This window comes from Microbacterium sp., assembly GCF_051953575.1.
GTDB lineage: Bacteria > Actinomycetota > Actinomycetes > Actinomycetales > Microbacteriaceae > Microbacterium.
Map to the genome: position 1 here is coordinate 1 of NZ_JBQCIP010000315.1, position 19,327 is coordinate 19,327.

The window sequence follows — 19,327 nt, forward strand, 5'->3', positions numbered from 1 at the left end:
TCTCGCGCTTCCGCTTCTCGGGCCGCCGCGCGGGACTCACCGGGCTGCTCATCATCCAGATGTTCCCGCAGGCGCTCGCCTTCGTCGCGATCTTCCTCATGCTGCTGACCCTCGGCGAGGTCGTGCCGGCGCTGGGCCTCAATTCGAAGATCGCCCTCATCTGCGTGTACCTGGGCGGCGCGCTCGGCGTCAACACGTTCCTCATGTACGGGTTCTTCAACACCGTGCCCATCGAGATCGACGAGTCGGCGAAGATCGACGGCGCCACGCACGCCCAGATCTTCTGGCGCCTGATCATGCCGCTCGTGACGCCGATCCTCGCGGTCGTCGCCCTGCTGGCCTTCATCGCCGCATTCGGCGACTACATCATCGCCAAGATCGTCCTGGTCTCGGAAGAGAACTGGACGCTCGCGGTGGGCATGTACCAGTGGGTGTCGAACCAGCTCGCCTCGAACTGGGGGCTCTTCGCCGCGGGAGCCGTGATCGCCGCGATCCCCGTGCTCGTACTGTTCCTGTCGCTGCAGCGCTACATCGTCGGCGGTCTCACCGCGGGGTCCGTCAAGGGCTGAAGCCGCGACGCCGAGAGTGGCTCTACCCGCGGACGGCGAGCGACGCCTGGTACAGCTCGCGGCTGGAGTGCCCGGTGAGCCCGGACACTTCGGCCGCGGCATCCTTCAGCCGCACCCCGTCTCGCACGAGCTCGAGCACCTGCGTGACTGCGTCGGGGAACGCCACGCCTCGCGCGGGCGCACCCGCCACGACGATCACCAGTTCGCCCCGCACGCCCGCCTCGGCCCACGCGGCGAGCTCGGCGAGGGTGCCGCGCGCGACCTCCTCGTGCAGCTTCGTGAGCTCGCGGCAGACGGCGGCACGGCGGTCGGCGCCGAACTCGGCGGCCATGTCGGCGAGCGTGGATGCCACCCGCGAGGGCGCCTCGAAGAACACCATCGTGCGGGGCTCGGCGGCGAGCGCCCGGAGGGTCGAGGTGCGCTCCCCCGCCTTGCGCGGAACGAACCCTTCGAAGCTGAACCGGTCGGTCGGAAGGCCCGATACCGCCAGCGCGGTGACGACGGCGCTCGGTCCGGGGATCGCGGTCACCACGACGCCGGCCTCGGCCGCCGCGGCGACCACGCCGTAGCCGGGATCGCTCACCGTCGGCATGCCGGCGTCGCTCAGCACGAGGACGTCCTGCTCGCGGGCGAGCTCGACCAGCTCGGGCGCACGGTCCTTCTCGTTGTGGTCGTGCAGCGCGATGAGCCGCGGCCGGTTGGCGATGCCGAGGGCCGCCAGCAGGCGCTGCGTGGTCCGCGTGTCCTCCGCGGCGACGACCGTGGCCGCTTCGAGGGCCTCGACGAGGCGACGGGACGCGTCCCCGAGGTTGCCGATGGGGGTCGCCGCGAGGATGATCACGTCGTCCAGCCTAGACTCGGCTCCCAGCTTCGACAGGGGTCGCCGCCTACACTTGGCCGGGTGACGGATGCCCCGCGGCCCACTGTCGACCAGCACAGTGACCAACCGCCTGCCACGCCCCTTCTGCCTCCCCCGCGGCCGAGCCTGTACGACCGGTTCACGATGCGTGTGACGGCGGACCCGCGAGCGCAGCGCCTGTACCGCTGGCTCGGCCCGGCGCTCGTCGTGGTGCTCGCGGGCGTGCTGCGGCTGTGGAACCTCGGGGCGGCGCACGACCTCATGAACCAGTTCGACGAGACGTACTACGTCAAGGACGCCTGGTCGATGCTGCACCTCGGCTACGAGGGCTCGTGGCCCTCCGACGGGAACGCGAGCTTCCTGTCGGGCCACCCGGACGTCTTCACGTCGAACCCCGCCTTCGTCGTGCATCCGCCGCTGGGCAAGTGGGTCATCGGGCTCGGGATGCTGGTCCTCGGCCCGGAGTCGGGCTGGGGCTGGCGCATCACCACGGCGCTGCTCGGCACCGCGTCGGTGCTGCTGCTGATGCTCATCGCGAAGCGCCTCACGCGTTCCACGACCTTCGCCGTGGTCGCGGGGCTCCTCATGGCGGTCGACGGCCTGGCGATCTCGATGAGCCGCATCGCCCTGCTCGACACGTCGCTGACGTTCTTCGTGCTGCTGGCGTTCGTGTTCGTGCTGCGGGACCGAGAGCACACGATGTCGCGCATCGCGTCGACGGTCGCCGCCCGCTACGACGGCGACGACCCGCCGCCCTGGGGACCGATCCTGTGGAACCGCCCGTGGCTGGTCGCCGCCGGAGCCGCGCTCGGCGCCGCGAGCGCGGTGAAGTGGTCGGGCGCGTGGGTGCTCGCCGGCCTCGGGGTCTACCTGGTCGTGACGGACGCGCTGGCCCGCCGCCGCGCGGGAGTGCTGCTGTGGCCGACGGATGCCGTGCGCCAGGGCCTCGCGACGTTCGTGCTGTTCGTGCCCGTCGCCGCGGTCGTCTACGTCGCCTCGTGGACGGGGTGGCTCGTCACCGACGGCGGCTACGACCGGAACTCCGGCGGCAACGCGCTGGAGAGCCTGTGGCTGTACCACGAGGCGATGTACCGCTCGACGTCGCAGATCACCGCCGGCCACACGTACGCGAGCCCGGCATGGCAGTGGCCGCTGCTGTTGCGCCCCACCGGCGTCTACTGGCACCTCGACCCGCTGGGGACCAACGGGTGCGACGCCGCCAACGGCTGCGCGGAGGTCATCTCGACGATGCCGAACCCCCTCGTCTGGTACGCGGGCGTCGCGGCCGTGCTGTACCTCGCCTACCGCTTCGTCGTCGTCCGCGACTGGCGGTACGCCGTCGTGCTGACGGGCGTCGCGGTGACGTACGTGCCGTGGCTGTTCCTGCCCACCCGCACGGTCTTCGAGTTCTACACGGTGCTGATCCTGCCGTTCATGCTGCTGGCGCTGACGTTCGCGCTCAGAGACATCGCAGGCCCTCCCGGCGCGCCCGTGCACAGACGGCTGACCGGTCAGCGCCTCGTGCTGGTGTTCCTCGGCGTCGCCCTCGCGCTGTCGGCGTTCTGGTACCCGGTGATCTCGGCCATGAACGTGCCGTACGACTTCTGGCACGCGCACATGTGGATGACGGGCTGGATCTGATCCGCTGCGCGAGAGCTCAGGGCGCGAGCGCGCCCGCGTCGGTGACGGGCAGCCGGCAGGCGAAGTCGCGGCAGTCGTAGGCGGTCGGCAGTCCGTCACGCAGAATCTTGTCGGCGAACAACCCGTACCCGGCGGCGGCCCAGGCGTGCGCCTGCTGCGGCGTCACGACGGCGACGACGTCGGCGCGGATGCCGCGGGCCGCGGTGGCCAGCGCGGCCCCGGCGTCGGGGGTCACCACCACGATCTGCCGCGGCGGCGTGGCCAGGATCGCGGCGACGCGCAGCAGCGCGCCGTACGCGAGCGGCTGGGCGAGCGCGGCGGGCGCATGGGCGGCGACAAGGCGCTCCGCGCGGTCACGGTACGCGGCATCCGTCCCTTCGTCGGCACCGACGAGCCACAGCGCTGCCGCCGCACCCGCGAGGGCTGCGGGGCCCGACGGCTCGTCCGCGTCCGAGGCGGCGTCCGGTGCGCCGATCCCCTGCCGCGCGAGCACGGGATCCCCGCCGCCCGGCACCACCGGCGCCCCGGCGGCGTCGAAGCACGCGTCGACGAGATCCCGCGCGCGGTCGGCGTACACCACCTCGCCCGTGGCGACGGCGAGCGCGATGAGCCCGTGCGCGAGCTGCCCGTAGTCGGCGAGCGTGGCCGGCGAGCGCGACGGCACTTCGTCGAGCGAGGCGCGCACGAGCCGCCCGTCGGCGGCGACGTTCGTCTCCAGGACGGCGTCCGCGGCCCATCGGGCGGCCTCGATCCACGACGGCTCGCCGCAGGCGGCGCCTGCGCGGGCCAGCGCGCCGATGGCGAGCCCGTTCCAGCCGGTCACGACCTTCCCGTCGACGGCGGGAGGTTCGATGCCGGCGCGGCCGCCGGCATCCCTCGCGTAATAGCCGCCCTCGCTGCGGGCGCCGTCGATCCACGACTCGGAGTCCTGCGCGGCGCCGAAGCCGCCGCCCGGCTGCTGCAGCACGTCGATGAGGAACCCGGCGACGCCGCGGACGACGTCCGTCCGCCCCTCGTCGAGAGCGACGTCGAGCAGCTGCGCGTTGTCGGTGAGCATGCGCTCGTAGTGCGGCACGGTCCAGTCGGGGCGCGTGGCGTAGCGGAAGAACCCTCCCTCGACGGGATCGCGCAGCGGCGAGGCGGCCATCGCCGTCAGTCCGCGATCCACCACCGCGGCCGCCTCGCGGGCTTGTTCGCGGACCACCGGCGCCTGCAGGAACCGCAGCGCGGTGGCGACGGGGAACTTCGGCGCCGGTGCGGCGGGATCGCCGAACCCGCCGTGCAGCGGGTCCTCGCGCGCGGCGAGCGCCTCGGCGGCGCCGGTCAGGTCGGCCGCGGTGACCGTCGTCGCCGGGCGATCGCGAACGGCCGCGCCGGCCTCTGCGAGCGCCCCCGCGATGGCGTCGGCGGTCTGATCGATCTCGCCCCGGCGCTCGGTCCAGGCCTCGGCGACCGCGGCCAGCACCTGGCGGAAGGCCGGTACGCCTGCGCGGGCCACCGGCGGGAAGTAGGTCCCGGCGTAGAACGGGCGGCCCTCGGGGGTCGCGAACACCGTGAGCGGCCAGCCGAGATGCGGAGTGAAGGCGGCCGCGGCGGCCATGTAGGCCGCGTCCACCTCCGGGTGCTCCTCGCGGTCCACCTTGACCGCGACGAACCCCGCATCGAGGTCGGCGGCGGTGGCGGCGTCCTCGAACGACTCCCGCGCCATCACATGGCACCAGTGGCACGTCGAGTAGCCGATCGACACCATGACGGGCACGTCCCGCCGCCGCGCCTCGGCGAACGCCTCCTCGCCCCACGGATACCACGCGACCGGATTGCCCGCGTGGGCTCTCAGGTACGGGCTCGTGGCGTCCGCGAGGCGAGGGTTCACGGCATCCGCTCCGGTGACGCGACCGGGGTCAGTTGACCTCGTCCGGGTGGGCGCTCACGCGACCCGAGCCGTCGCCCGTGTCCATGGCGTCGATCGCGGCGATCTCGTCGGCCGTCAGCTCGAAGTCGAACACGTCGAGGTTCTCCTGCAGGCGCTCGCGACGCACCGACTTCGGGAAGACGATGTATCCCTTCTGCAGATGCCACCGCAGCACCGCCTGCGCGGGCGTCTTGCCGTGGGCCGCGGCGGCCGCGGCCACCGGCTCGGCCCCGAAGAGGTCGTACTTGCCCTGGCCGAGGGGTCCCCACGACTCGATCCGTACGTCGTGAGCGGCCGCCCAGTCCGTGATGTCGCGCTGCTGGTATGCGGGGTGCAGCTCGATCTGGTTCACGGCCGGCACGACGCCGGTCGCGGCCACGATGCGCTCAAGGTGCGGCACGAGGTGGTTCGAGACGCCGATGCTGCGGGCGAGTCCCTGGCCGCGCAGCTCGACGAGCTTCTCCCATGCGTGGACGTAGTTGTCGTGCGCCGGCGCCGGCCAGTGCACGAGGTACAGGTCGACCTGGTCGAGGCCGAGCTTCTCGAGGCTCTCGGCGAGCGCGGCGTTCGGCTCGTCGCCGGCCTGGCGGTCGTTCCCCAGCTTGGTGGGGTCGAACAGGTCGTCTCGCGCGATGCCGCTCGCGGCGATGGCCGCTCCGACGCCCTCTTCGTTGCCGTAGATCGCCGCGGTGTCGATGTGGCGGTAACCGACCTCGAGGGCCTCGCTCACGGCTCGCTCGGTGTCGGCCGGCGGCACCCGGAACACGCCGTAGCCGAGCTGCGGGATCTGGTTGCCGTCGTTGAGGGTCACGGTGGGGACTGTCATGCATCCAGCCTAAGCGTCGCGTGGACGACCCGGACGGGCTGATCGGGAGGGCGCTGCGGCCGATTGGTCAGCGGCAGGCAGGCAAGGCTAACCTAAGTCGTGTCCCGCTCACCTCGACCCAGGAGTCGCATGTCCGCCCTCCCCGCACGCCGCCGGCTGCTCGCCGTCGCCGGCGCCGCTCTCACCCTCGCCACCGCCGTCGCGCTCACCGCGTGCGCGTCCGACGCCGACGACGCCGCTGCGCCCGCGTCCTCCCCGTCGGACGGCGCGTTCCCGGTCACGATCACGTCCGCGCTGGGCGACGCCGTCATCACCGAGAAGCCGGAGCGCGTCGCAACGTGGGGCTGGTCTGCCCAGGATGCCGTGCTCGCTCTGGGCGTGGTGCCCGTCGCGATGCCGGCGTACGCCTACGGCGGGGTCGACGGCGTGCTCCCGTGGGACGCGGACGAGATCGCGGCGCTCGGCGGCGAGACGCCCACGCTGCTCACCGGCACCGACACCGGCGAGATCGACGTCGAGGAGTTCGTCGCCGTGCGTCCGGACGTCATCCTGGCGCCGTACTCGGGGCTCACGCAGGAGGAGTTCGACGCCCTCAGTCAGATCGCCCCTGTCGTGGCGTACCCCGACCAGCCCTGGGCGACCACGTGGCAGGACCAGACCGCACTGGTCGGCAAGGCGCTGGGTCTCGGCGACGAGGCCCAGGCGCTCGTCGACAAGACCGACGCCGACGTGGCCGCGCTGGCCGCGCAGTACCCGGTGCTCGACGGGAAGACGTTCGCCTACGGCGCGAACAACGAGCCTGAGATCCTCAACCTGTACCTCGACAGCGATCCCCGCGTGCAGCTGCTGACGCAGCTGGGCATGGAGCTCGCACCGTCGGTCACCGAGCTCGATCCGAAGGCCGCGGACGAGTCCTACTTCTACGGCCTCGGCTTCGAGAACCTCTCCAAGCTCGACTCCGATGTCCTGGTGGCCTACTTCGGCTCGCAGGAGCAGGCCGACGCCTTCGTCGCGGACCCGCTCGTCGCGGCGATGCCGCAGGTCGCCGAGGGCCGGTTCGCCCCCATCGTCGGCGAGTCCTTCGTCATGGCCTCGAGTGCGCCGACCGTCCTGTCGATCCCGTGGATGCTCGACCGGTACGTCCCGCAGCTCGCCGACGCCGCGGCACGTGTCGGCTGACACCTCCGCCGCGACGACGCACCGGTCCTCTGCCCGTCGGGGCGGCGGGCCGGTGCGTCGTCGCGCCATCGGCGCCGTCCTTCTGGTCGCGGCGCTCATGGCTGCGTGCGTCGCGAGCCTCGCGGTCGGCACCGCCGAGATCCCGCTGCACACCGTGTGGGACGCGCTCACCTCGTACGACCCGGCCAACCCGGATCACATCGCGATCGTCATGAAGCGCCTGCCCCGCACGCTGGTGGGGATCGCCGTCGGCGTCGCGCTCGGGCTCGCCGGCGCCCTGGCGCAGGGCGTCACGCGAAACCCGCTCGCCGATCCGGGCATCCTCGGCATCAGCCAGGGTGCCGCGCTCGCCGTCGTCGCAGGCATCGTGCTGTTCGGCGTCACCCAGCCCGCGCAGTACATGTGGTTCGCCTTCGCGGGCGCCTGCGTCGCCGCCGCCTGCGTATGGGGCATCTCGTCACGGGGGCGCGAAGGGGCGACCCCCGTCAAGCTCGCCCTCGCCGGCGCCGCGGTGGCGGCCGCGTTCTCGTCGCTCGTGGCCGGCCTTCTCATCGCCGACCGCGGGGCTCTGGATGCCATGCGCTTCTGGCAGGTGGGCTCCCTCGCCGGCCGGGACCTCTCCGTCCTGCTACCGGCTCTGCCCGCGATCGTCGTGGGCGGCGCGGCGGCGCTGACGCTCGGCCGCACCCTGAACCTCCTGGCCCTCGGAGACGACACCGCCTCGGCCCTCGGCATGCGCGTCGGACGCTCCCGGCTGATCGCGGGCGCGCTCGTGGCCGTGCTCGCCGGAGCCGCCACCGCGGTCGCCGGTCCCATCGCCTTCCTCGGACTCGTCGTGCCCCATGCCGTGCGGTTCGCGACCGGCCCCGACTACCGCTGGATCCTCGCCTACTCGGCGCCGGCCGCGGCGGCGCTCCTCGTGGCCGCCGATGTCGTCGCGCGCGTCGTCGCCCGTCCCGGCGAGGTGCAGGTCGGCATCGTCGTCGCGGTGATCGGCGCGCCGGTGTTCATCGCGCTCGTCCGGCGCGGAAGGGCGGTGACGCTGTGATGCCCGCCACGACCCCGGCGCGATCCCGCGGCGGCATCGTCACCCGGACGTGGCGCGCGCGGCTGCGGCGGCGCACCGCGGCGGTGTGCGCCGCGCTCGCGATCGTCGTTGTCGCCCTGTTCGTCACCGCGCTGCTGCTCGGCGACGCCGGCCTCTCCCCCGCCGAGGTGCTGTCGGCGGTGACCGGACGCGCGGATCGCATCACCGCGTACGTGGTCCTCGAGCTGCGACTGCCGCGCGCGCTGGCCGCGGCCGTCGTGGGGGCGTGCCTCGGTGTGTCGGGCGCGGTCTTCCAGTCGGTGGTCCGCAATCCGCTCGCGAGCCCCGACATCGTCGGGATCACCGCCGGCGCCGGGTTCGCGGGCGTGCTCGCGGTGCTCGTGTTCCACGCCTCGGGGCTGGCGCTCTCGTTCGCCGCGATCGCCGGCGGTCTGCTCGCCGCGCTCACCGTGGCGGTGCTGACCTGGCGGCGCGGCATCCACGGCCTGCGGCTGGTCCTCGTCGGGATCGGCGTCGCGGCGCTCGCGACCGCGCTCACGTCGTACCTCCTCACGAGCGTCGACGTGCGCGACGCGGCGGTGGCGTACACGTGGCTGGCCGGCAGTCTGGGCGGGTCGTCGTGGCCGATCGTCTCGATCACCCTCGTGCTCGCCGTCCTGGGATTCGCGGCACTCGCCTCGCAGGCACGCGCGCTGCGGGCGCTCGAGCTCGGCGACGCGACGGCGGCGGGGCTCGGCTTCCGCGTGGAGCGCTCCCGGGTCGCCGTGCTGCTCATCGCCGTTGCGCTCTCGGCCGTCGCCGTCGGCGCCGGCGGTCCGATCGCGTTCGTGGCGCTGATGGCGCCGCAGATCGCGCGCCGACTCGTCGGTCGCACCTCGGTGTCGCTCGTCGCGTCCGCCGCGACCGGCGCCGCGCTCGTGAGCGCGGCGGACCTCCTCGCCCAGTACCTTGTCCCCGGCATCTCGTTCCCCGTCGGCGTGGTGACCGGCATCATCGGCGCCCCTTACCTGGCGTGGCTTCTCGCCCGATCGAACCGCTCCCGTTCCGGAGGAACGACATGACCCTCTCCCGCACCCTCGCCACGCGCAGCCTCACGCTCGCCTACGACGGCCGCACGGTGGTCGACGACCTCACCTTCGAGGTGCCGCCGGGACGGATCACCGTCATCGTGGGCGCGAACGCGTGCGGCAAGTCGACGCTGCTGCGGGGGCTCTCCCGGCTGCTCGCGCCGACCGCGGGCTCGGTGCTGCTGGGCGGCGGCGACATCCATCGGATGCCGACCGCCGAGGTCGCTCGCGTGCTGGGGCTCCTGCCGCAGTCGCCGGTGGCCCCGGACGCGATCACGGTGGCCGACCTGGTCTCGCGCGGCCGCTACCCGCATCAGGGGTGGCTGCGGCGCCGTCAGGGCGACGACGACGCGGTCGCCGATGCGGCGATGGCCTCCGCAGGCGTGCTGGATCTGGCCGAGCGTCCCGTCGACGAGCTGTCGGGCGGGCAGCGCCAGCGCGTGTGGATCGCGATGGCCCTGGCGCAGCAGACCGATCTGCTGCTGCTCGACGAGCCGACGACGTACCTCGACATCAGCCACCAGATCGAGGTGCTCGACCTGCTCGTCGACCTCAACGCCGAACGCGGCACGACGATCGTGATGGTCCTCCACGAGCTCTCGCTGGCCTGCCGCTACGCCGATCACCTGGTCGCGATGCGCGGCGGCGCGATCCTCGCCGCGGGCGCCCCGTCGGACGTCGTCGACGCCGACCTCGTCCGCGACGTCTTCGGGATCGAGTCCCTCGTCGTCCCCGATCCGGTGAGCGGCACGCCGACGGTCGCCCCGTTCGGGCGCCACCATCGGCCGCAGCAGGACTGACCGCCGGCCGCACACCGGCGCGATACGATCGAAGGCTATGTCCGTGCCCGCACCCGTCATCTCGTACCCGCCGGAGCTTCCCGTCAGCGCGGCGCGCGACGAGATCGCGCGCGCGATCCGCGACCACCAGGTCGTGATCGTCGCGGGCGCCACGGGCTCGGGCAAGACCACGCAGCTGCCGAAGATCGCCCTCGAGCTCGGCCGCACGCGCATCGCGCACACGCAGCCGCGCCGGCTCGCCGCGCGCACGATCGCCGAGCGCGTGGCAGAAGAGCTCCAGGTGCCCTTGGGCACGACGGTCGGCTACAAGGTGCGCTTCACCGACAAGGTGTCGGCCGACACGAGCATCGCGCTCATGACGGACGGCATCCTGCTCAACGAGATCCACCGCGACCGGCTGCTGCGCCGCTACGACACGATCATCGTGGACGAGGCGCACGAGCGGTCGCTCAACGTCGACTTCCTGCTGGGGTATCTGCGGCGCATCCTCACGAAGCGCCCGGACCTCAAGGTGATCATCACGAGCGCGACGATCGACCCCGAGAGCTTCGCGAAGCACTTCGCCGAGCCCGACGGCACCCCTGCGCCCATCATCGAGGTGTCCGGCCGCACCTATCCCGTCGAGATCCGCTACCGCGCGCCGGAGAAGTCCTCGAAGAACGAGGACGAGACCGACGATGTCGACGGCATCACCTCGGCGCTGCGCGAACTCGACCGGGAGCCCCCGGGCGACGTGCTCGTGTTCCTTCCGGGCGAGGCCGAGATCCGGGATGCCGCCGACGCGGTGCGCGGCCTGTACGCGCGGGATGCCGCACCCACGGAGGTCCTCCCCCTGTACGGCCGGCTGTCGGCGGCCGAGCAGCACCGCGTCTTCGAGCCGTCGCAGGTCGCCGGCGTGCGGCGGCGCGTCATCCTGGCGACCAATGTCGCCGAGACGAGCCTCACCGTGCCCGGCATCCGGTACGTCGTCGACACCGGAACCGCGCGCATCTCGCGCTACAGCAACCGCAGCAAGGTGCAGCGGCTGCCGATCGACTCGGTGTCGCAGGCGTCCGCGCAGCAGCGGTCGGGGCGTGCCGGGCGCACGAGCCCGGGCGTCGCCATCCGCCTGTACGCCGAGGACGACTTCACCGCGCGCCCGGAGTTCACCGAGCCCGAGATCCTGCGCACGAGCCTGGCCTCGGTGATCCTCCAGATGCTGTCGCTGGGGTTCGGCGACATCACGTCGTTCCCCTTCCTCACACCCCCGGACTCCCGCGGGGTCAAAGCCGCGTTCGACCTGCTCGTCGAGCTGGGGGCGGTCAAGGCGGCGCGCGACCACCACACGCTCACCGACCTCGGCCGCGAGATCTCGCGGCTGCCGATCGACCCGCGGTTCGCGCGCATGCTGATCGAGGCCAAGCGCACGGGCGTGCTCCGCGACGTCCTCGCCATCGTCGCGGGGCTGTCGATCCAGGACGTGCGCGAGCGTCCCGAGGAACGGCGTGAGGAGGCCGACCGGCTCCACGCACGGTTCACCGATCCGACCAGCGATTTTCTCAGCCTGCTGAACCTGTGGAACCACCTGCAGGAGAAGCAGGCCGAACTCGGCTCCAGCGCGTTTCGCCGGCTGTGCCGCGCCGAGCACCTGAACTACGTGCGGGTGCGGGAGTGGGCCGACGTGCACCGGCAGCTCAGCACGCTCGTCGGGGCTCCGCGCGGCTCGGCGCGGTCGGCGGCCGACGGCCCTGCCGCCGACCCCGACGACGTGCACAAGGCGATCCTGTCGGGTCTGCTGTCGCAGCTGGGCGTGCTCGACGAGCGCGCCGCGTCCCGCACGGCGCCCCGCGGCCAGTCCGGCGGCGAGGCGAAGCGGCGCACTCCGCCGGCCGAGTACCTCGGCTCGCGCGGCACCCGTTTCGCGATCTTCCCCGGGTCGGGTCTGCGCAAGCAGCGACCCCAGGCGGTCATGGCGGCCGAGGTCGTCGAGACGAGCCGGCTGTTCGCGCGCACCGTCGCGGCGATCGACCCGGAGTGGGCGGAACCGCTGGCGGGCGACCTCGCGAAGCGGTCGCTGAGCGAGCCCCACTGGTCCAAGGCGTCGGGTGCGGCATCCGCATACGAGAAGGTGACCCTCTTCGGCGTCGAGATCGTGCCGAAGCGGCGCGTGCAGCTCGCGCGTTTCGACCGGCCGTTCGCACGGGAGCTGTTCGTGCGCCATGCGCTCGTCGAGGGCGACTGGGACTCGTCGCACCTCGACAAGCGCCTCACCGCGTTCGAGCGCCGCAACCTCGAACTGCGCCGGCGGCTGGAGAAGATCGAGGAGCGCGAGCGCCGCCGCGACATCCTCGTCGGCGACGAGGCCGTGTTCCGCTTCTACGACGCGCGGCTGCCGCAGGACGTCTTCGACGCCCGCTCGTTCGAGGCGTGGTGGAAGGATGCCGCCACCCGCACGCCGCGTCTGCTCGACATGACCGAGGCCGATCTCGTGGACGAGGCCTCGCGCGGCGACGAGCGCGACTTCCCGGCCCGCTGGCGCCAGGGCGATCAGGTGCTCTCGCTGGCCTACCGCTTCGAGCCGGGCGCCCCCGATGACGGCGTCACCGCGGTGGTGCCGCTGGCCCTCCTCGCCCAGCTGCGTCCCGACGGGTTCGACTGGCAGGTGCCCGGCATGCGCGACGAGCTGATCACCGCACTGCTGCGTGCGCTCCCCAAGTCGATCCGCCGGCACGTGGTGCCGGCGGCCGACTGGGCGGCGACCTTCGCCGCCGATCTGGCGGGTCAAGGGCCCGAGGCGCACGACGGCCTGCCGCCGACGGCGCTGCGCGACGCCCTGGCCGCCCGCATCCAGCGCGTCGCCAACCAGCCCGTCACCGCCGCCGACTTCGAACTGGAGCGCGTGCCCGGCCACCTGCAGGTGTCGTTCCGCGCCGTCGACGAGCGGGGGCGCACGGTGGGTTCCGACCGCGATCTCGCGACGCTGCAGTCCCGGCTGGCGGACCGCGCCCGCGCCTCCGTGTCGCGTTCGCTCAACGCCCCCGCGCGGCCGGCCGCCGCGGCGGCCGGTCCGGCCCGGCCGACACCCGCCGGCGCGGCCGCCGGTCCGGCGTTCGCCGAGCGCACCGGGCTCACCGAGTGGACGTTCGACGACCTGCCGGAGGTCGTGGACACGAAGGTCGCCGGCGGCGTCGTCCGCGGCTACCCCGCCATCGTCGACGAGGGCGCATCCGTCGCGCTGCGGATCGAGGCGACCCCCGAAGCGGCAGCCCGCGCGACCCGAGCGGGAGTGCGGCGGCTGGTGCTGCTGGCGGTGCCCTCACCCGTCGCCTACGTGCTCGACCACCTCACGTCGCCCGAGAAGCTCGCGCTGGCGGCATCCCCGTACCCGTCCGCGAAGGCGCTCGTCGAGGACTGCCGCGTCGCCGTGGCCGACGCCGTGATCGCGCGCACCGCGCCCGGTGGCGCGACGGGCGTGGTGCGGACGAAGGCCGGCTTCGAGGCCGTGCGCGACGCGCTGTCGGCCGTGATCGTGGACGAGCTCTTCCAGACGGTGTCGCTGACCGCCCGCATCCTCACCGCCGCGCGTGACGTCGAACGCCGCATGCGCGACGCGAACTCGCTGACCCTCCTCGGCGCGCTCGGCGACATCAAGGGCCAGCTGGCGGGACTCGTGTTCCCCGGTTTCGTGTCGCGCACCGGCACCGCGCGGCTCGCGCACCTGCCGCGGTACCTGCGCGGCGCGCTCGACCGCGTCGCCGCCCTGCCCGACAACCCCGGCCGCGACCGCCAGCGCATGACCGAGTTCGAGCGCGCGGCCACCGTGTACGCCGAGGCGGGCGGGACCATCCCGCCGGATGCCGACGCGCCGCCGGCGATCGTCCACACGCGCTGGCTGCTCGAGGAGTATCGGGTGAGCCTGTTCGCGCAGGCGCTCGGCACCGCCGAGCCGGTGTCGCTGCAGCGCATCGGCAAGGCCCTGCGCGAGTAGCCCCGCGTCACGGAGTGTCACACGGGAATGATCGGCGCCGTCGGAGGGATTCACACGACATGACCACAGCGATCGTCTATACCGAATTGGGTGGCCCGGAGGTCCTGCACGAGATCGAGGTGCCCGACACCGCGCCCGGTCCGGGGCAGGTCGCGATCCGCGTCGAGGCGGCCGGCGTCAACCCGATCGACGCGAAGCTGCGGTCGGGCAAGCGACCCTCGGCGCCGATCGACGAGCCGCGCCGCGTCGGATCGGACGGCGCCGGCATCGTCACGGCCGTCGGCGACGAGGTCGACGGGCTCCGCGTAGGCGAACCCGTCGTGTTCGGCGGGGCGCACGGCGCCTACGCCGACCAGGTCGTGGTGCGCGCCGAGCACGTCCACCCGCGGCCCGCCCGCGTCGGCGCGGCCGAGGGCGCTGCGCTCGGCGTCCCCGTCGGCACCGCGTACCAGACGCTCCGCTCGCTCGCCGTCGGCCCCGGCGACACCCTCCTCGTCCACGGCGGATCTGGCGCCGTCGGCCAGGCCGCCGTGCAGTTCGCCCTGCTGTGGGGCGCGACGGTGATCGCCACCTCGTCCCCCGCCCGATTCGAGCGACTGCGCGCGCTCGGCGCCACGCCGGTGGAGTACGGCGACGGTCTCGCCGAACGTGTGCGCGCGGCGGCGTCGCAGGGCATCACGGTCGCGATCGACGCCGCCGGAACCGACGAGGCGCTGCACACGTCGCTCGAGCTGGTGCCCGACCACCGGCGCATCGCCACGCTCGTGCGGGGACGGGATGCCGCCGGCCTCGGCATCCGGGCCTTCTCGGGCGGATCGCCCGAGCCCCTCACCCCGCAGCAGCAGGGGTGGCGGGCCGAGGCCGTGCCGGTGACGCTCGCCCTGCTGGCCGCGGGCGCGTTCTCGGTCGAGCTCGGCCCCGCGTTCCCGCTGGCCGATGCCGCCGAGGCGCACCGTGCGCTGGAAGCGGGCGCTGCGGGCAAGATCACGCTCGTGCCCTGATGCGCCGCCGGCCGCGGCCGCCGCGACCGGTCAGACCGTGCGGGTGACCTCGGCGGGTGCGGCCCCCGTGGCGACGGGCTGTCCGGGGGTGTTCGACCACTGGCTCCACGAGCCCGGGTAGAGCGCGAGCTCCCGTCCCGCCAGCTCGGCGGCGAAGACCGCCTGTGCGGCGGTGACGCCCGAGCCGCAGTAGGCCGCCGCCGCGACGCCGGGCACGACGCCCACCCCGGTGAAGAGGTCGGCCAGGGTGGCGGCATCCCGGAACCGCTCGCCGTCCATGTACGTGGTCGTCGGGAGGTTCAGCGCGCCGGGGATGTGCCCGGCGATCGGATCGATGGGCTCGACCTCGCCGCGGTAGCGCTCGGCCGCGCGGACGTCGAGCAGCACGCCTTCCCACGGGAACGCGGCGACGGTGTCGATCGACAGCACCGGCTCCCGGATCTCGTGCACGACGGCGTCGCCCGGCGCGGGCTCGACGGGGCCGGACTCCAGCGCGAACCCGCCCTCGATCCAGCCGCGCAGTCCCCCGTCGAGCAGCCGCACGTCGGCGATGCCCGATCGCGTCAGCACCCACCAGGCACGCGAGGCGCCGAGCGCGCGTGCGTCGTCGTACACGACCACCGTGTCGCCGGTGCGGATGCCCCAGCGGCGCACGGCGGTCTGCAGGTCGGCCGTGTCGGGGAGCGGATGCCGTCCGTCCTGCGCCGCCCCGTGACGCGAGAGCTCGGACTCGAGGTCGACGTAGACGGCGCCCGGCACGTGGCCGGCGGCGTGGTCGGCGCTGCCGTCCGGCTTGTCGAGGCGGTAGCGGACGTCCAGCACGCGCACGGGCGCGCCGGCGCCGAGCAGGCGGTCGAGTTCTGCGGGGGTGATGAGCTGCGCCACCCGTCCATTCTGTCCCGCGCGCGCCTACTACCTGACCGCCGGCCCGCGGGTCGCGCGCCGCAACAGTTCGACACACGAGGGGGACGCGCGGGGGCCGCGGCCCGACAATGGATCCCATGCCTGAAGCGACCCCTCCCGCCGCCGGTCCCTCTCGTCAGACGAGGTCGGGCTCGTTCGCGACGGCGCAGGTCCAGGCCGGGTACGTGACGGGCCTCGCCGAGAACACGGCCGTGCCCTCGATCCACCAGTCCAACGGGTTCGAGTTCTCGTCGCTGAGCGAGGCCCGCGACCTGTTCGCCCTGCGCAAGGACGGCAACATCTACAGCCGCGCCGCCAACCCCACCGTGCTGGTGTTCGAGCGCCGCGTCGCAGAGCTCGAAGGCGGCATCGGCGCCGCGGGCGTCGCATCCGGCCAGGCCGCCGTCGCCGTGGCCCTCCTGGCGCTCGCCAAGCAGGGCGAGCACATCGTCGCGGCGCGCCAGCTGTACGGCGGCACCGTCGACCTGCTGCAGGACACGTTCGCCGACTGGGGCATCGAGGTCACCTTCGTCGACCAGGACGACACGGCCGCGTGGGAGGCCGCCGTCCGCCCGACGACGCGCGCGCTCTTCGCCGAGTCCATCTCGAACCCCATCGCCCAGGTGCTGGACCTCGGCGCCGTCGCCGCGGTGGCCCGGCGCGCCGGTGTGCCGCTCGTGATCGACAACACCGTGGCGACGCCATACCTGCAGCGCGCGAAGGACTTCGGCGCCGACATCGTCGTGCACTCCGCCACCAAGTTCCTCGGTGGTCACGGCACCTCGCTCGGCGGCGTCGTCGTCGACCTCGGCACGTTCGACTTCACCGCCGACCCCGGCCGGTGGCCGCAGCTGACGCAGACCTACCCGCGCGTGCCGGACGGCAGCCTCGTCGAGCGCTTCGGAGAGGCGGGTTCGCCGTACATCGCGCTCGTGAAGACCAAGTACGTGCACGACCTCGGCCCGTCGCTGTCGGCGTTCAACGCCTTCCAGCTGCTGCAGGGCCTGGAGACCCTCGACCTGCGCATGCAGCGGCACACGGCGAGCGCGCTCACGGTGGCGCGGTTCCTCGAGTCGCACCCGGCGGTCGCCCGCGTGCACCACCCCGGGCTGGACTCCAGCCCGTGGCACGCCAACGCACAGGCCTACCTGCCCGACGGCACGAGCTCGGTGTTCGCGTTCGACCTGCACGCCACCGGCGACGCGGACGCCGACTTCCGCCTGGTCGAAGAGGTCATCTCGCGGCTGCGGGTGGTCCGGCTCGTCGCCAACATCGGCGACGCACGCAGTCTCGTCGCCCACCCGGCCTCGATGACGCACAGCCACATGTCGCCGGCGCAGCTCGCCGAGGCGTACATCACGCCCACCACCGTGCGCCTGTCGATCGGCCTGGAGGATCCGCGCGACATCGTGGACGATCTGTGCCGCGCGCTCGACGGCGTCAGTGACGTGGCGAGCGATGACGCCGGCGCCGAGCGTCAGCTGGCCGAGGCGGGCTCGCACTAGACCCCCGAGCGCCACGCACGCCGCCGGCGGACGCGTGCCGCTAGCCTCGGAGTCATGACTTCACAGGCTTCTCTCCGCTGGGGCATCCTCGGCCCGGGCGGCATCGCGCGCGCCTTCACCAGCGACCTCCGCACGGCCGGACTCGACGTCGTCGCGGTGGGCTCCCGCCGTCTCGAGTCGGCCCAGGCGTTCGCCGCGGACTTCGGCATCCCCCACGCGCACGGCTCGTACGAGGAGCTCGTCGCCGACCCGGACGTGGACATCGTCTACATCGCGACGCCGCACCCCATGCACGCCGCGAACGCGCTGCTCGCCCTCGAGGCCGGCAAGCACGTCCTCGTCGAGAAGCCGTTCACGCTCACCGCCGCCGAGGCCGCCGCCGTGCGCGACGCCGCGGCCGAGCGGGGCCTGCTCGCCATGGAGGCGATGTGGACCCGGTACCTCCCCCACATGATCCGCATCCGCGAGATCGTGGCATCCGGGGTGCTCGGCGAGATCCGTGCCCTCACCGCCGACCACACGCAGCTCATCACGAGTGATCCGGCGCACCGGCTCAACGCCCTGGAGCTCGGCGGCGGAGCGCTCCTCGACCTCGGCATCTATCCCGTGTCGTTCGCGTGGGACATCCTGGGCGAGCCGCTGTCGATCCTCGCCTCGGCACGGCTCGGCGAGACCGGCGCCGACACCGAGGTCGCCACGATCATGTCGCACGCCTCGGGCGCCCTGTCGACGACGCTGTCGGCGTCGCGCGCCGCCGGCCCCAACACCGCATCGGTCATCGGCACCGAGGCGCGCATCGACATCGACCGGGTCTGGTACTCCCCGACCTCGTTCCGCGTCGTGGAGCCGGACGGCCGCGTGCTCGAGGAGTACCGCTCCGAGATCGAGGGCCGCGGCATGCAGTACCAGGCGCTGGCGGCCGAGCGCATCATCGCGGCGGGTCGCACCGACTCCGACGAGCTGCCCATCGACGAGAGCGTGGCGATCATGGCGACGCTCGACGAGATCCGCTCCCTCGTGGGCGTCCGCTACCCCGGAGAGGGAGAGGACTGACATGGCCGATCTGCAGGGCGCGCGCGTCGCGGTCTACCTCGACTTCGACAACATCGTGATGTCGTGGTACGACCGCGTGCACGGCAAGAACTCGTACTCGCGCGACCGGCAGAAGATCGCCGCCGACGCCTCCGACCCTGAGATCGCCGAGCGCCTCGCGGCCGCGACGATCGACGTGGGCGCCATCATCGACTACGCGACGTCGTTCGGCACGCTCGTGCTCACGCGTGCGTACGCCGACTGGTCGGCGCCGGTGAACGCCGAGTACCGCTCGCAGCTCGTCGCCCGCGCGGTCGATCTCGTGCAGCTGTTCCCCGCCGCCGCATACGCCAAGAACGGCGCCGACATCCGCCTCGCGGTGGACGCCGTCGAAGACATGTTCCGCCTCCCCGACCTGACGCACGTGGTGATCGTGGCGGGCGACTCGGACTACGTGCCGCTCGCTCAACGCTGCAAGCGGCTCGGCCGTTTCGTCGTGGGCGTCGGCGTCGCCGGGTCGACGGCCAAGTCGCTGGCCGCCGCGTGCGACCAGTTCGACTCGTACGACGCTCTCCCCGGCGTGGCCGCGCCTCCGGCGGGGAAGAAGGATGCCGCCCCCACCGGCACGTCGCGCGGCGGGCGCCGCGCCAAGAAGTCGCCGGCCGACCCGATCGAGAGCCTCCTCGAGCGCGCCCTCCGCCTGGAGAGCGACAAGGAGGGCGTGGAGTGGCAGCACGCCTCGGCCGTCAAGAGCCTCATCAAGCGGCTGGACCCGTCGTTCAGCGAGAAGGGCCTCGGCCACAAGAGCTTCTCGGAGTTCGTCAAGGCGCACCCCGACGTCGCCGAGGTCGACGAGTCGGGCAACATCGTGCTCATCAGGCTGGCGCCGTCGCGTCGCTGAAACGTGAAACATGAAACCCCCGGTGAGGGGATTCTCATGTGCATCTTCTTGAAACCTGAATCTTCCGTCAGGTAGCGTCGCGGGCGGTCGCTCCGACCGTCCCGCGCTCTACAAGGA

General features: G+C 73.0%; 15 protein-coding genes. 11 read left to right on the plus strand and 4 right to left on the minus strand.

Annotated features, from left to right (window positions below; genetic code table 11):
* The coding region (locus ACTHNQ_RS20090; protein ID WP_440335689.1) for a sugar ABC transporter permease at nucleotides 1-569 on the plus strand (569 nt) is incomplete at its 5' end.
* A 22-nt stretch (nucleotides 570-591) separates the two neighbouring features.
* Here ACTHNQ_RS20090 and rsmI read toward each other — a convergent pair.
* Nucleotides 592-1,410, minus strand: a complete 819-nt coding sequence (gene rsmI, locus ACTHNQ_RS20095; RefSeq protein ID WP_440335690.1) for a 16S rRNA (cytidine(1402)-2'-O)-methyltransferase — start codon at nucleotides 1,408-1,410, stop codon at nucleotides 592-594.
* A gap of 162 nt (nucleotides 1,411-1,572) precedes the next feature.
* Between rsmI and ACTHNQ_RS20100 the strand changes: the two genes are divergently transcribed.
* A complete protein-coding gene (locus ACTHNQ_RS20100) occupies nucleotides 1,573-3,069 on the plus strand; it encodes a dolichyl-phosphate-mannose--protein mannosyltransferase (protein WP_440335709.1) in 1,497 nt (498 codons plus the stop codon).
* A 16-nt stretch (nucleotides 3,070-3,085) separates the two neighbouring features.
* On the opposite strand, the gene ACTHNQ_RS20105 is transcribed toward ACTHNQ_RS20100, so the two are convergent.
* Nucleotides 3,086-4,942, minus strand: a complete 1,857-nt coding sequence (locus ACTHNQ_RS20105; RefSeq protein WP_440335691.1) for a thioredoxin domain-containing protein — start codon at nucleotides 4,940-4,942, stop codon at nucleotides 3,086-3,088.
* A gap of 28 nt (nucleotides 4,943-4,970) precedes the next feature.
* Complete coding sequence (locus ACTHNQ_RS20110; protein ID WP_440335692.1) at nucleotides 4,971-5,807, minus strand: aldo/keto reductase; 837 nt, start codon at nucleotides 5,805-5,807, stop codon at nucleotides 4,971-4,973.
* A gap of 129 nt (nucleotides 5,808-5,936) precedes the next feature.
* Here ACTHNQ_RS20110 and ACTHNQ_RS20115 point away from each other — a divergent pair, with 129 nt between their 5' ends.
* The 6 genes from ACTHNQ_RS20115 to ACTHNQ_RS20140 are packed head-to-tail and all read left to right on the plus strand — an operon-like array spanning nucleotide 5,937 to nucleotide 14,869.
* Nucleotides 5,937-6,986 (plus strand): iron-siderophore ABC transporter substrate-binding protein, encoded by a 1,050-nt coding sequence (locus ACTHNQ_RS20115; protein WP_440335693.1) that lies wholly within the window; start codon nucleotides 5,937-5,939, stop codon nucleotides 6,984-6,986.
* Between the two features lie 52 nt (nucleotides 6,987-7,038).
* The gene (locus tag ACTHNQ_RS20120; RefSeq protein ID WP_440335710.1) at nucleotides 7,039-8,034 is read left to right on the plus strand and encodes a FecCD family ABC transporter permease; all 996 of its coding nucleotides are present in this window, start codon (nucleotides 7,039-7,041) and stop codon (nucleotides 8,032-8,034) included.
* Nucleotides 8,034-9,095 (plus strand): FecCD family ABC transporter permease, encoded by a 1,062-nt coding sequence (locus ACTHNQ_RS20125; protein WP_440335694.1) that lies wholly within the window; start codon nucleotides 8,034-8,036, stop codon nucleotides 9,093-9,095. The genes ACTHNQ_RS20120 and ACTHNQ_RS20125 overlap by 1 nt, the downstream gene beginning before the upstream one ends.
* Nucleotides 9,092-9,901, plus strand: a complete 810-nt coding sequence (locus ACTHNQ_RS20130) for an ABC transporter ATP-binding protein (protein WP_440335695.1) — start codon at nucleotides 9,092-9,094, stop codon at nucleotides 9,899-9,901. The genes ACTHNQ_RS20125 and ACTHNQ_RS20130 overlap by 4 nt, the downstream gene beginning before the upstream one ends.
* Before the next feature lie 37 nt (nucleotides 9,902-9,938).
* Nucleotides 9,939-13,868 carry an ATP-dependent RNA helicase HrpA gene (hrpA, locus tag ACTHNQ_RS20135; protein ID WP_440335696.1) on the plus strand — a complete coding sequence of 1,310 codons (3,930 nt, stop codon included), beginning with the start codon at nucleotides 9,939-9,941 and terminating at the stop codon, nucleotides 13,866-13,868.
* Nucleotides 13,869-13,927: 59 nt separating this feature from the next.
* The gene (locus ACTHNQ_RS20140) at nucleotides 13,928-14,869 is read left to right on the plus strand and encodes a quinone oxidoreductase family protein (protein WP_440335697.1); all 942 of its coding nucleotides are present in this window, start codon (nucleotides 13,928-13,930) and stop codon (nucleotides 14,867-14,869) included.
* Nucleotides 14,870-14,899: 30 nt separating this feature from the next.
* On the opposite strand, the gene ACTHNQ_RS20145 is transcribed toward ACTHNQ_RS20140, so the two are convergent.
* On the minus strand, nucleotides 14,900-15,754 hold the full coding sequence (locus tag ACTHNQ_RS20145; protein WP_440335698.1) for a sulfurtransferase: 855 nt from the start codon (nucleotides 15,752-15,754) through the stop codon (nucleotides 14,900-14,902).
* A 116-nt stretch (nucleotides 15,755-15,870) separates the two neighbouring features.
* Between ACTHNQ_RS20145 and ACTHNQ_RS20150 the strand changes: the two genes are divergently transcribed.
* From ACTHNQ_RS20150 to ACTHNQ_RS20160, 3 genes are read left to right on the plus strand one after another with little or no spacing between them, the layout of a single operon-like run.
* Nucleotides 15,871-17,277 (plus strand): O-acetylhomoserine aminocarboxypropyltransferase/cysteine synthase family protein, encoded by a 1,407-nt coding sequence (locus ACTHNQ_RS20150; RefSeq protein WP_440335699.1) that lies wholly within the window; start codon nucleotides 15,871-15,873, stop codon nucleotides 17,275-17,277.
* 54 nt (nucleotides 17,278-17,331) lie between these two features.
* Entirely contained in the window at nucleotides 17,332-18,330 is a 999-nt protein-coding gene (locus tag ACTHNQ_RS20155; protein WP_440335700.1) for a Gfo/Idh/MocA family protein, read from the plus strand.
* A gap of 1 nt (nucleotide 18,331) precedes the next feature.
* Entirely contained in the window at nucleotides 18,332-19,210 is an 879-nt protein-coding gene (locus tag ACTHNQ_RS20160; protein WP_440335701.1) for an NYN domain-containing protein, read from the plus strand.
* Nucleotides 19,211-19,327 lie beyond the last annotated feature (117 nt).

Bases quoted from the DNA above. Each gene is read 5' to 3' on its own strand.
- ACTHNQ_RS20100 (WP_440335709.1), top strand. From the start codon at position 1,573: ATGCGTGTGACGGCGGACCCGCGAGCGCAGCGCCTGTACCGCTGGCTC.
- ACTHNQ_RS20110 (WP_440335692.1), bottom strand. From the start codon at position 5,807: ATGACAGTCCCCACCGTGACCCTCAACGACGGCAACCAGATCCCGCAG.
- ACTHNQ_RS20115 (WP_440335693.1), top strand. From the start codon at position 5,937: ATGTCCGCCCTCCCCGCACGCCGCCGGCTGCTCGCCGTCGCCGGCGCC.
- ACTHNQ_RS20125 (WP_440335694.1), top strand. From the start codon at position 8,034: ATGCCCGCCACGACCCCGGCGCGATCCCGCGGCGGCATCGTCACCCGG.
- ACTHNQ_RS20130 (WP_440335695.1), top strand. From the start codon at position 9,092: ATGACCCTCTCCCGCACCCTCGCCACGCGCAGCCTCACGCTCGCCTAC.
- hrpA (WP_440335696.1), top strand. From the start codon at position 9,939: ATGTCCGTGCCCGCACCCGTCATCTCGTACCCGCCGGAGCTTCCCGTC.
- ACTHNQ_RS20140 (WP_440335697.1), top strand. From the start codon at position 13,928: ATGACCACAGCGATCGTCTATACCGAATTGGGTGGCCCGGAGGTCCTG.
- ACTHNQ_RS20150 (WP_440335699.1), top strand. From the start codon at position 15,871: ATGCCTGAAGCGACCCCTCCCGCCGCCGGTCCCTCTCGTCAGACGAGG.
- ACTHNQ_RS20155 (WP_440335700.1), top strand. From the start codon at position 17,332: ATGACTTCACAGGCTTCTCTCCGCTGGGGCATCCTCGGCCCGGGCGGC.
- ACTHNQ_RS20160 (WP_440335701.1), top strand. From the start codon at position 18,332: ATGGCCGATCTGCAGGGCGCGCGCGTCGCGGTCTACCTCGACTTCGAC.